Here is a 12,648-nt window from a genome sequence, read left to right on the forward strand (position 1 = left end):
ACCGCGCCGTCATTGACAGGCGGGCGGGTCCCGGCCTACCCAAAATGGAATAATTAAAGCGTTTGTGTCTATGAATTGCTGTTCGTTCGGCGTCCTGCGGTCGTCTCGCATTCGGACGGTGCGGAGAATCGACGGATGACCACCCGGCAGCCAGATCGCGCGCGGCGAAACGTGGTGAAGAACGGCGCGGAGGCGCGCGGCGCGCGGCTGACGCTCAGCCTGTCGGGCACCAATCTCGAGCGCGCCGGCGACTACAACCAGCGGATCGTGCTCCAGGCGATCAGGCTCGCCGGGGAGACGACGCGGAGCGAACTGGCGCGGGTGACGGGGCTGACGCCCCCGACGATCGTCAACATCACCAAGCGTCTGATCGACATGGATCTGGTCAGGCCCGCCGGGCGGCTGCACGGCAAGCGGGGCCAGCCGGCGATGCGGATCGTCATCAACCCCGACGGCGCGTTTTCGATCGGCCTCAACATCGACCGCGATCACATTACGCTGGTGACGATCGACCTCGCCGGCACGGTGCGCAGCCGCAACACGTGGGAAGTCGCTTTCGCATTGCCGGAAACGGTGGCCGAACACGTGCGCGAGACTTTGCCCGCGCTTCTCGACCAGGGCGGCGTGGATCGCGACCGCATCCTTGGCGTGGGCGTGGCGCTGCCCGACGATCTCGGGCGGATCTGCCTGCCGCATCGGCCTCGCGAATACGATGCCTGGGATGGCATAGACGTCGGCGAACTGCTGGGCGAAGCGCTGCCCTGGCCGCTTCATGCGGACAACGACGCGGCGTCGGCGGCGCTCGGCGAGGTCCATCTCGGCAACGACATCGCGAGCTCGAGCTTCTTCTACCTCATGATCAGCGCGGGGCTCGGCGGCGGGCTGGTCATCGACCGCAGCTACGTGCGCGGCGCGGATGCGCGCTCGGGCGAAATCTGGGCCATGCCCGATCCGGCGCGCGATGGCGCGAACGTGCAGGATACCGTTTCGCTATCGGCGCTTTACGCCAGGCTGGAAGCGGCGGGGCACGAGGTCGATCGGCCGTCGGCGCTTCTCGAAAGCGCGGCGGGTCGCGAAGCCATCGTGCTCGCGTGGCTCGACGATGCGGCGGACGTGCTGGTCGAGCCGCTGATCGCAGTGAATTGCCTGATAAATCCGGCGGCGATCCTGATCGGTGGCCGGTTGCCGGGCAGTCTGATCGATGCGCTGGTGGAACGGCTCAATGCGCGGCTGTCGGGCCGTAACCTCCCGACCGTCGCCCCGGTACGCAAGGCCGAAGCGGCGGACGACGCCTCGGCCATCGGCGCGGCGATCATCCCTTTCCTCGACCATGTCCTGCCCTCTGAATCGATACTGATGCAGGCGGGCCGCTAGCGGGCGACGTTCAGCCGTCGATCCGCCGGTGCATTTCGTCGAGATCGACCCCTCGCGTTTCGGGGAAGATCACCGCCACGACGATGAGCTGCACGACCATGGCGACGGCGAAGATCGCGAACGGAACCCCGGGCGACACGGCGACGAGCATCGGGAAGACGCCGGCGATCACCGCGTTCATCAGCCAGTGCGTTCCCGCGCCCAGTGCGCTGCCCCTCGCGCGCACCGGCGTCGGGAAAATCTCCGAGATATAGACCCAGATGACCGCGCCTTGGCTGATCGCGAAGAACGCGATGAAACCCGCCAGCGCGGGCAGCATGACCCCGACAGGGGCGGCGCCGAACATCACCGCCGCGGCGGCCGCGAGGCAAAGCGCCGTCCCCGCCGCGCCGATCAGCAGCAGCGTTTTGCGCCCGACCCGGTCGATCAGCGCCATGCCGACGAGCGTGAAGATGAGGTTGGCGATGCCGATCAGGATCGCCTGCCTATCGGGCGAGACCGATCCGGCGCGCGACACGATGTCGTTGAGGTAGTAGAGGACCGCGTTGATCCCGGCGAGCTGGTTGAACACCGCGACGAGGATGGCGAGCACGATCGGGCGGCGATGGCGGTGCCATGACAGGCGCTCGCCCGGGGCGTCGTCCACCATCGCCCGTTCGAGCCGCGCGAGGTCCGACGACGGCGCGCCCATGCGGGCCAGGGCGTCGCCCGCCTCGGCATGGCGCCCCTTCGAAACCAGCCAGCGCGGACTGTTGGGTATCGTGAACAGCAGCATCGTGAACACTGCCGCGGGAATGGCGCTGACGCCCAGCTTCCACCGCCATTCGGCGTCGCCGCTCGTCAGGCCGGCGATGGTTGCGTTGCTGAGATAGGCGATCAGGATACCGAGCACGATCATCAGCTGGAACAGCCCGACCAGCATTCCGCGCCGCCGCGGCGATGCTATCTCGGCGATATAGACCGGTGCGAGAACCGACGAGCCGCCGATCGCGAGCCCGCACAGGAAGCGGAAGAACAGGAACATCGGCCAGTTCGTGGCGAACGCGCAGCCGAGGCCGGCGATCAGATAGAAAGCGGCGAGCACGCGCAGGCTGTTGCGGCTGCCGATCGCGTCGCCCGGCTTCCCCGCGAAGATCGCCCCCGCGAGCGTGCCCCAGAGCGCAGCCGAGACGGTGAGTCCCAGAGTTTCGGGCGTAAGCGCGAACAGCGTGGTGAGATCCGCCGTGACCCCGGCGATCACCGCCGTGTCGAAACCGAACAGCAGGCCGGCCAGCGCCGCCGTGCCGATCGTCGCCACGAGAGGGCCGGTCGCCATCCCGTATTCCGGCTCGCCGCCGCCCGCCACGACATCGTTCGCCATGCATCCCTCCCTCGCGTATTTCGCCGGCTTTGCGCCGCTCGATCGCAGCATGTCACAAAAGTCGCGCCGAAAAAATAAATCAATTTCCGTTATTATCTTGACGAGAGCGGGAAGGGCGAGGCACGGTGCGCGAAATCGGATGTCCGCCGGTCCAACGGCGGCGCGCGCCCGGCACAGGATGCCGGGCCGGGAAAGGGAGGATGATCGTGCCCGCAAGGTTGCTTGCGCCCCATCGCGTGGAAAAGCCCTGGGGGCGGCGCGACCTGTGGGGCGCGTTCGCCGATCCGGCGCCTGAAGAGGGGCCGGTCGGCGAGATCTGGTTCCAGTCGCCGGGCGACAGCGAACCGGACCTGCTCATCAAATACCTGTTCACGAGCGAGAAGCTGTCGGTCCAGGTGCATCCCGACGACGAACAGGCGCAGGCGCGTGGGTTGCCGCGCGGCAAGGACGAGTGCTGGCTGATCCTCGATGCTGCACCCGATTCGACGATCGCGCTAGGCACCAAGGCGCCGGTGGGCGAAGCGGCGCTTCGCGAAGCCGCGCGCAACGGCAGCATCGAGGAGTTGCTGGACTGGAAGCCGGTCGCGCCGGGCGACTTCTTTTATTCGGCTTCGCACACGATCCACGCGATCGGTGCGGGGCTGACGCTGATCGAGGTCCAGCAGAATTCCGAGACCACCTATCGGCTCTACGACTACGGCCGCCCGCGCAAACTTCATCTCGATGATGGCGTCGCGGTGGCCGATGCGCGGCCCTATTCGCCCCATCCCTCGCCGGGGCTCGTCGCGGACGGCCGAACGATCCTCGTCGAAGGCCCGAAGTTCGTGCTCGAACGGTTCGGCGAGGGCGATCGGGCGCTGGCGCTGCCCAAGGGCATGACGGCGTGGCTGGTGCCGGTGAGCGGGGCCGGCTCGGTCGACGGCGTCGAATTTCGCGCGGGCGAGTGTCTGGCGCTTTCGGGCGAGGCGCACATCGCCGCCGGGGGCGGGGCCGATATCCTGCTCGCCTATCCGGGCGACCGGCGGCTGCGCGACTGAACATGAACCGACCGTGAGGAGAGACGATGCAGGGCAAGGCGGTGAAAGTGCGGGGCGGGTTCGGGCCGGGGCTGAGAACGGCGATCGCGCCGCTGCTCCTCCTGTCGTCGGCAGCGGCGGCTCAGTCCGGCGCGCCGTCGCCGGTCGACTTGGCCGATCCCTTGGTCGGCACCGCGCCGCTCGACGATCCCGACGTGATCGGCAATGCGCCGCCGCCGGGAGAGCCCGTCTATTCGGGGCAGACCTCGCCCGGCGCGCGGCTGCCGCACGGCTCGGTCGCGGCTTCGCCGGTGAATAACAACATCGAGCTGCTCTATCCCAACGGCGTTCCCGTCCCCTACTACTACACCAATCCCACGATGATCGGCTTCACCGGCGGCGGCGGGTCGACCTACGGCGGCAATGCCGAACCGATCGTGATGCCGGTGGTGGGCGACTGGTCGCCGCCGCCCGCCTACAGCCAGTCGTATTATGACAAGACGCGCGAAAAGGCCTCGCCAGGGTACTATTCGGTCTATCTCGATACGTTCCAAACGCAGGCCGAACTGACCGCGACCCGCTGGGCGAGCGTGATGCGCTTCACCTTTCCTCCGAGCGAGCGCGCCAACGTCATCATCAACTTTCCGCGCCACGGCGGCGCGATCGAGGTGGTCGGCGACCGCACGGTGCGCGGCGTGTCGGAGGACGAGGGCAGCGCGGACGGCGCCTATTTCGTGGCGCATTTCTCCAAGCCGTTCACCGCGCTCGGCACTTTCCGCAAGTCGCCGGGCGACAACGTGGGCTGGGGCATCGGCACCAGCCACGTCGATCCCGGCGCGCGCACGATGGAGGGCAGCTACGCCGGCAGCTACGTGACCTTCGAGACCGGCGAGGGCGAGCAGGTGCTGGTCAAGATGGCGCACGGCACCAGCTATCAGCAGGCCGAGCAGCGGCTGCGCGAGGAAATTCCCGGGTGGGATTTCGACGCCGTTCACGCCGCCGCGCGCGACGAATGGGCGCAGCTGCTGAACCGGGTGCGCGTGACGGGCGGGACGGACAAGCAGCGCAAGCTGTTCTATTCGACGCTGTTCCAGTCGTTCGCCTCGCCCCGTCTGATCGCGGAAAAGGGCGAAGAGTTCGCCGATACCAACGGCAAGGTCCAGGTCGCGGCGCACGACCGCTACGGCCCGGTGCCGTTCTGGGATACCGGGCGCAATCAGATCGTCCTGCTCGAGCTGATGGAGCCCGAGGCGGTGCAGGACATCATGGCCTCCGAACTCGCGATGGCGCGCGAGAAGGGTTACATGAACACCTCGTTCCATGGCGACAACGCGGTGTTTCTCTATCTCGGTGCGTGGGAGCGCGGGATCGAGTTCGATTACGAGGCGGCCTACGAATATCTGCGCAAGAACGCGACCGACCCGGAAGGGCCGCGCGGCTATCTCGCCGAATACATGAAGCAGGGCTGGATTTCGGACGTGGTGCCCGACGGCAACCCCAGCCCGCCCTACGCCGGCGGCAAGGCGGGCGTCGCCAAGACGATGGAATACGCCTGGGACGATTACGCGCTCGCGCAATACGCGAGGAAGCTCGGCAAGACCGCCGACTACGAGATGTTTCTCGAACGTGCGAGCAATTACGCCAACGTGTTCGATCGCTCGATCGGCTTCGTGCGCGGGCGGACCGCGGAGGGCGAGTGGATCGCGCCGTTCGATCCCGAGGAGCCCTATTACAACTTCATGATGAAGGAGGCCTCGGGCTGGTCGACGCTGTGGCTCGCCCCGCACGACGTGCAGGGGCTGATCGACCTGCTCGGCGGGCGCGAGGCGTTCAACGCCAAGCTCGACGAGTTCTTCACCAAGCCTTACGATCCCGAAGGCATCTGCCGCGACTGCACCGGCCTGATCGGGCAGTACGTCCACGGCAACCAGCCCGACCAGCAGGCCCCCTATTACTATGCCTGGAGCGGCCAGCCGTGGAAGACGCAGGCGCTGGTCCGCAAAATCCTCGACCGGACCTACGGCACCGATGCCGCCGGCTACGGCTATCCGGGGATGGACGACCAGGGCGCGACCTCGTCGTGGTATGCCTTGAGCGCGCTGGGGTTCTATCCGGTCGACCCCTCGAGCCAGGTCTACGTGATCGGCAGCCCGGTGTTCGACGATGCCCGGCTCGACATGGGCAACGGCAAGACACTGCGGATCGTCGCCGAGAACAACGGACCCGATAGTCCCTACATCCAGTCCGCTACGCTCGACGGCAAGCCGTGGAACAAGCCGTGGTTTAGCCATGACGACGTGAAGGACGGCGCCACCTTCGTCTTCACGATGGGTCCCGAACCGAACGAGCAATGGGGCGCGGCGCCCGAAGCTGCACCCCCATCGATGTCGCCGGCACGCTGACCGGCGGTCGCCATCGCCCCGCCCTTTGCGCGGGCGCAGGAGCCCAGGCCCCGTATCACCTCCCCCCAAACGGGTCCTGGGCTCCATTCTTTCTTCGCGGCGCGAGCCGCGCGTATCCGAAGGAAAGCCACGTGCGCAGTCTGATCGCCATCGCCGCCTGCCTCGCCCTTGCACCCATCGCGGCGCACGCGCAGGACCCCGCTCCGCAGGCCGGAACCGAGATATATCGGACCGACCTGATGACGCGCTGGGGCCGCGAAGTGACCCCGGAGAACGCCTGGCGCAGCTATCCGCGCCCGCAGCTCGAACGCGAGCGGTGGCAGAACCTCAACGGCTTGTGGGACTATGCGATCGCGCCGAAGGCGGCGCCGCAACCCGAGCGGATGGACGGACGGATCCTCGTGCCCTTCGCGGTCGAATCGAAGCTGTCGGGGGTCACCCGCAAGGTCACGCCCGACGACCGCGTCTGGTATCGCCGCAGCTTCACCGTGCCCGCCGATTGGCAAGGCGAGCATGTCATGCTCAACTTCGGCGCGGTCGACTACGAGGCGACGGTGCGGGTCAACGGATCGGTGGTCGGTTCGCACGAGGGCGGCTTCGACGCCTTCGGCTTCGACATCACCCCCTATCTGCGCGAGGGCAATAACGAGCTCGTTGTCGAGGTCACCGACCCGACCAGCGCGGGCACCCAGCCGCGCGGCAAGCAGATCCTGGACCCCGCGGGCATCTGGTACACCGCGGTCAGCGGCATCTGGCAGACCGTGTGGATCGAGCCGGTGCCCGAACTCCATATCGCCGACGTGCGCGCGACCCCCGACATCGACCGCGGCGTGATCGAAGTGGCGGTGGCGTTGAGCGGCTGGGCCGGGGACACCGACGCCGTGCGGCTGACCGCGAGCGCGAAGGGCAAGACGATCGCCTCGACCATCATCCGCGCCAACCGCCGCGCGACGCTGGCGATTCCCGACGCGCACCTGTGGTCGCCCGACGATCCCCATCTCTACGATCTCAAGGCCGAGCTGGTGACGGTGCGCGATCCCTACGCCGGGGAGGAGGAACGCGACCGCAAGGCCTACGATTCGCGCTTCACCGCGCATGAAAGCCAGGTCTATGCCGATGCGCAGGTCGCCGGCGCGCCGCGCGACAGCGTCGATGCCTACTTCGCGATGCGCAAGATCTCGGTCGGGCCGGGCAAGGTCGAAGGCCAGCCCGCGATCCTGCTCAACAACGAGCCGCTGTTCCAGAGCGGGGTGCTCGACCAGGGCTGGTGGCCCGACGGGCTCTACACCCCGCCTTCGGAAGAGGCGATGGCGAGCGATATCGTCTTCCTCAAGAAGGCCGGCTTCAACATGCTGCGCAAGCACATCAAGGTCGAGCCGGCGCGGTATTATTACGACGCCGACCGGCTCGGCATGCTGATCTGGCAGGACATGCCCTCGGGCGGCGGCGAGGACCAGTATCTCGCAGGCACCAGCAAGTATCAGGCGGTGTTTCCCTCGGAAACGATGGCCGAGCAGCAGAAGCAGCTGTCCGAAATGGTCGGCGAGTTGCGTGCCTTCCCGTCGATCGTGATGTGGGTCGTCAACAACGAAGGCTGGGGCCAGTACGACGCGGGCACGCTGGCGCAATTCGTGAAGGGGCTCGATCCGTCGCGCCTGGTCAACGCTACCTCGGGCTGGGTCGACGCCGCGCCGGAGGTATCCGACGTGCTCGACATCCATACTTACGAGGACGTGCCGAACACGCCGCGCCACCAGACGCGCCGGGCGATCGTGCTCGGTGAATACGGCGGGGTCGGCTTCCCGGTCGAAGGGCACATCTGGCGGCCGGGCGAGGCCAACTGGAGCTATCAGGTTGCACGCGACGAGGACGAATATCTGGTCCGGTTCCGCCGCAAGATGGAGGGCGTGATCCGCCAGGCGCAGGAGGCCGGGCTCAGCGCGGCGGTCTATACCCAGACGAGCGATGTCGAAGACGAGATCAACGGCTTGCTGACCTACGATCGCGCGGGGCCCAAGGCCCCACCCGAAGAGCTGGCGGAGATCGCGGATCCGCTGTGGTCGTCCAGTACCGACGACTGATTCGCCCGCTTTCCGCGCGGGGCAGCGCATCCTGCGCCGCAGTGCCAACTCCATGGCAAGCCGATTTGTGACACTTTCGACACGGTTTGCCGCTCGCCAAAACCTGTCCGCAGGATTTATTTGACAATTTATTTTTTATATTCTGAATGGGCCCGACCGGATGGGTCGCCGGAGTCGGCGATCGATCCGAAGCGCCAGAGGACAAGCGGGGGCATCAAGCACCCCGGATAGGGAGAGGATTGAAAATGCGGACAGGAGAATTCCATTCTTCGAAGGCGCGTGGCCCCGAACGGCTCGTGCGCGACCTGATGCTGACCGCCGGGGCCGTCGCCGGCCTCTGCGCGGTGCCCGCCCAGGCGCAGACCCAGCCGGAAGCCGAAGAAGAAACGCAGGCCGAGGAAGCGCCGCAAGCCGACGGCGGCGTCATCGTCGTCTCGGGCTATCGCGCCTCGATCGAGGAAGCGTTGCAGCAGAAGCGCGAAGCCGAAGCTTTCGTCGACGTGATCACCGCCGAGGACATCGGCAAGTTCCCCGACAAGAACGTCGCCGACGCGCTGCAGCGCGTTCCGGGCGTCGTCATCAGCCGCGACGGCGGCGAGGGCAGCCGGGTGAGCATCCGCGGCCTCCAGTCGGGCCTGACGCTGACGCTGCTCAACGGCAACTTCCTCGCAGGCGCGGACAGTGGCGATCCGCAGCGTTCGTTCAACTACGTGTTGCTGCCGTCGAACTTCATCGCCTCGACCGAGGTCTACAAGTCGCCCGAAGCGCGGCTCGAGGAAGGCGGCGTCGGCGGTACGATCATCCTCAACACGCGCCGCCCGCTCGATCTGCCGGCGTGGTCGGGCTTCGCCTCGATCGAAGGAACCTATTCAGACACCACGGAGAAGTTCGAGCCGCAACTCGCCGGGCAGGTTTCGTGGAAGAACGACGCCGAGACGATCGGCTTCCTAGTCGGCGGCGTCTACCAGAAGCGCTCCAACCGCGAGCTGCGCGGCACGACCGAAACGTGGCGCTGGTGGAGCGATCGCGACGCCGACGGTAACGTCATCACCCCGGCGACCGACGTGAACGGCAATCCGTTCGAGAACGACGACGCCATTTCCTACTGGCCGGGCGAAGGCGTGACGACGCGCGACGGCCAGCACTATTCGGGCTACTGGGCGCCGCAATCGGTCAACGCCGAGGTGTTCGACCAGGATCGCGAGCGCTACGGCATCCAGGCCACCTTGCAGGTGCGCCCGTTCGACAACGTCACCGTCACCTCCAACTATTTCCGGTTCGAGTACAGCAGCGACTTCGTGTCGAACGTGCTCAAGATCCCCGAATGGGGCTACGGCAATTTCTTCACCGGCGCGACGTTCGACGAGAGCGGAACGATCTTCCAGTCGGCCGACTTCGCGGTTCCCGCGGCTGGTACCGAGTGTCTCGCGAATTCGCCGCCCTGCACGATGGAAACGCCGCAGATCGCCGGCACCTACAGCCGCGAGGATCAGGTTTCGAACACGTTCGAAACCGAGGTCGCGTGGGAAACCGACCGGTTCGATGCGGTCGCGAAGTTCGGCAAGACCAGCGCGAACGGCGGTCCGTCGATGCGCTTCGGCGTCGCCGCCAAGCCGCGCCTGACCGTTCCCGGGCAGGAGCAGAACGGCAACTTCTTCAGCGGCTGGGATTTCACCGGCGGCGATCTCAACATGGAGTTTTCGCCGGAGATCCAGCAGAACATCCGCAACGGGATTGCGCAGATCGACATCGGTTCGACCGGGTCGGGCTTCACCAACAGCAAACTGTCGCAGCGTTACGCCCAGCTCGACCTGACCTATCGCTTCGACAGCTTCCTGGATTCGATCCAGGCGGGCGTCAAATGGCGCGATCTGAGCATTCACCGCGAAACCGGCCGCAACGAATGGTACGCCGATCCCGCCACCGAGCTGCGCTATCAGGACACGCCCGAGGGGGCGGTGGCCCGTCCGGAATACTTCTATGAAAACCCGATCGGCAACATTGCCGGCGGGTTCGGGGCCAACGTGGTGCCCGGGATCGATTTCAAGAGCTATCTCGACTACATCAATTCCACTTACGGCCCTTCGGTCCGCGTGCCGGAGCCGAACAACGTCTACGATCTGGGCGAGCGGGTATGGGCGGGCTACGCCCAGGCCAATTTCATGACCGACCGGTTCCGCGGCAATATCGGCCTGCGTGTCGCGAACACCAAGCAATCGGGCGAGACGTCGGACCGGTTGCAGTATCTCAACGACTACTGCGTCGACGGCCCGGGTGGCCCCTTCGACGAGGACGTGCCGCTCGGCCCCGACGGCAACTGCCAGGTTCTTCCGCTCGATCAGCGCGAGACGATCGTCAATACCCGCGTCAACCAGGGCAAGACCTATACGGACTTCCTGCCCAGCGCGAACGCGGTGTACGAGCTGACCGACACGCTGCTGCTCCGCGCCGCCGTGGCCAAGGTGATCGCCCGGCCCTCGTTCGCGGATCTCGGTTCGCAGCGTTCGCTGACCTACCGTTCGCCCGAATATGCCTTCGATCGCGACCAGTTCGGCGAGTTCGAAGGCTGGTCGGGCAGTGGCGGCAACGCCGATCTCAAGCCTTTCTCCGCCTGGCAGTACGATGTGGGCATTGAGTGGTATTTCCAGCCCGGATCGGTGGTCGGTGCGACCTTCTTCCGCAAGGAAGTGTCGGACTTCGTCGTGCCGCTGGTGCTCGACGTAACGCAGACCGTCGCGGGCGAGGAAGTGCTGATCCAGCCTTATTCGACCGTCGCCAACGGGTCCAACGCGACCTCGCAGGGTGTCGAACTCTACGCGCAGCACACGCTCCCGTTCGGGCTCGGCGCGCAGGTCAACTTCACCTACAACGACACCTCGGTCGCCGATGTGACGCTGGATGGCGAGACGGTCGGCCGATCGCCGCTGGTCGGCAGCTCGAAGACGCAGATCAACGCTTCGGTGTTCTACGAAAACGACCGGTTCCTGGCGCGCGCGTCGTACAATCGGCGCGGCGAGCAGGTGGGCGGGCTGGCCTCCGGCCTCAACGTCTACACCGATCCGTACGAACAGGTCGACATCAACGCTTCCTACGAGCTGATGGACGGGCTGATGCTGACGGCGTCGATCATCAACCTGACCAAGTCCGAGGAGCGCCAGCATCTCGGTAACGACACCGACGACCGGTTCGTGCGCAGCAACTACTTCGGCCGCCGGGCCTATGTGGGTATTTCGTACAACTTCTGATGCGGGCGTCGGCCCTTCGATCTCCCCCTCGGGGTGGCCCTGAAAGGGGCCACCCGCATTTTTCCCGGGGGAGGTATCTGGCATACGAAGCGACGACAGGGGAAAGGGAGCGATGATACGGGGCTGGCTGACATTGCTGACGATCGCTGCGGCGCTGCTGGCCGGCGGCGCGACGAAGGCCGAGAATCCGATCGTGCCGGGCTGGTATGCCGATCCGGAAATCCGGGTGTTCGGCGATCGGTACTGGATCTATCCGACGTATTCGGACCATGCCGAAACGCCCGACGTGTCGGAGCGGTTCAGCGAGAAGCAGCGCGAACTGCGCAAGCAGCAGGCGTTGCGCCCGTCGTACTACATCCAGACCTTTTTCAACGCCTTCTCCTCTCCCGACCTGGTGAACTGGACCAGGCACGATCACGTGCTCGATGTGGAGAACGTCGCATGGGCGGCCTATGCGGTGTGGGCGCCCTCGGCGATCGAGAAGGACGGGAAATACTATCTGTTCTTCGGCGCCAACGACATCCAGTCGGACGACGAACTGGGCGGCATCGGCGTCGCGGTCAGCGACGATCCGGCCGGACCCTTCAAGGACGCACTCGGCAAGCCGCTGATCGGCAAGTTCCACAACGGCGCGCAGCCGATCGACCAGTTCGTGTTCCGCGACAAGGATGGCCAGCACTACCTCTATTACGGCGGCTGGAAGCACTGCAACGTCGCGCGGCTGGGCGAGGACCTCACCTCGATCGTGCCGTTCGAGGATGGCACGATGTTCAAGGAGATTACTCCGCCGGGCTACGTCGAGGGATCGTTCATGGTCGAGCGCGAGGGCGTCTATTACCTGATGTGGTCCGAAGGCGGCTGGACCGGGCCCGACTATCGCGTCGCCTACGCCATGGGGCCGACCCCCGTCGGCCCGTTCGAGCCCAAGGGCACGATCCTCGAGCAGGATTTCAGCATCGCGCGCGGGGCGGGTCATCATTCGGTGGTCAACGTGCCGGGCACCGACGAATGGTACATCGCCTACCATCGCCGTCCGCTGGGCGACGACAAGGGCGAGCATCGCCAGCTGGCGATCGACCGCATGCAGTTCAACGAAGACGGCACGATCGCGCCGGTGGAAATGACCAACGAGGGTGTGGAACCGCGCCCGCTGCCGCAATGACGGCCTAG

Annotated in this window: 7 protein-coding genes; 6 read left to right on the forward strand and 1 reads right to left on the reverse strand. The window is 66.1% G+C overall.

The window, feature by feature from the left end; all coding sequences use genetic code 11:
- The first annotated feature begins 135 nt into the window (after positions 1 to 135).
- A complete protein-coding gene (locus ACE3QC_RS09185; protein WP_374407475.1) occupies positions 136 to 1,374 on the forward strand; it encodes an ROK family protein in 1,239 nt (412 codons plus the stop codon).
- A gap of 10 nt (positions 1,375 to 1,384) precedes the next feature.
- On the opposite strand, the gene ACE3QC_RS09190 is transcribed toward ACE3QC_RS09185, so the two are convergent.
- Complete coding sequence (locus tag ACE3QC_RS09190) at positions 1,385 to 2,734, reverse strand: sugar porter family MFS transporter (protein ID WP_374407477.1); 1,350 nt, start codon at positions 2,732 to 2,734, stop codon at positions 1,385 to 1,387.
- Between the two features lie 206 nt (positions 2,735 to 2,940).
- On the opposite strand from ACE3QC_RS09190, the gene ACE3QC_RS09195 reads away from it, so the two are divergent.
- The 5 genes from ACE3QC_RS09195 (at position 2,941) to ACE3QC_RS09215 (ending at position 12,640) form a co-directional block, all read left to right on the forward strand.
- A complete protein-coding gene (locus tag ACE3QC_RS09195) occupies positions 2,941 to 3,771 on the forward strand; it encodes a phosphoheptose isomerase (RefSeq protein ID WP_374407479.1) in 831 nt (276 codons plus the stop codon).
- Positions 3,772 to 3,797: 26 nt separating this feature from the next.
- On the forward strand, positions 3,798 to 6,152 hold the full coding sequence (locus ACE3QC_RS09200) for a GH92 family glycosyl hydrolase (RefSeq protein WP_374407481.1): 2,355 nt from the start codon (positions 3,798 to 3,800) through the stop codon (positions 6,150 to 6,152).
- Between the two features lie 131 nt (positions 6,153 to 6,283).
- Positions 6,284 to 8,233: a glycoside hydrolase family 2 protein gene (locus ACE3QC_RS09205; protein WP_374407483.1), complete on the forward strand. Its 1,950-nt coding sequence runs from the start codon at positions 6,284 to 6,286 to the stop codon at positions 8,231 to 8,233.
- A 245-nt stretch (positions 8,234 to 8,478) separates the two neighbouring features.
- Positions 8,479 to 11,478, forward strand: a complete 3,000-nt coding sequence (locus ACE3QC_RS09210) for a TonB-dependent receptor (protein ID WP_374407485.1) — start codon at positions 8,479 to 8,481, stop codon at positions 11,476 to 11,478.
- Between the two features lie 112 nt (positions 11,479 to 11,590).
- A complete protein-coding gene (locus ACE3QC_RS09215) occupies positions 11,591 to 12,640 on the forward strand; it encodes a glycoside hydrolase family 43 protein (RefSeq protein WP_374407487.1) in 1,050 nt (349 codons plus the stop codon).
- Positions 12,641 to 12,648: the final 8 nt, after the last annotated feature.

Origin of the sequence: Pelagerythrobacter sp. (assembly GCF_041912895.1) — a bacterium.
Classification (GTDB): Bacteria; Pseudomonadota; Alphaproteobacteria; order Sphingomonadales; family Sphingomonadaceae; genus Pelagerythrobacter.

Coding starts and splice junctions, on each gene's coding strand:
- ACE3QC_RS09185 (WP_374407475.1), top strand. CDS start 136: ATGACCACCCGGCAGCCAGATCGCGCGCGGCGAAACGTGGTGAAGAAC.
- ACE3QC_RS09190 (WP_374407477.1), bottom strand. CDS start 2,734: ATGGCGAACGATGTCGTGGCGGGCGGCGGCGAGCCGGAATACGGGATG.
- ACE3QC_RS09200 (WP_374407481.1), top strand. CDS start 3,798: ATGCAGGGCAAGGCGGTGAAAGTGCGGGGCGGGTTCGGGCCGGGGCTG.
- ACE3QC_RS09210 (WP_374407485.1), top strand. CDS start 8,479: ATGCGGACAGGAGAATTCCATTCTTCGAAGGCGCGTGGCCCCGAACGG.
- ACE3QC_RS09215 (WP_374407487.1), top strand. CDS start 11,591: ATGATACGGGGCTGGCTGACATTGCTGACGATCGCTGCGGCGCTGCTG.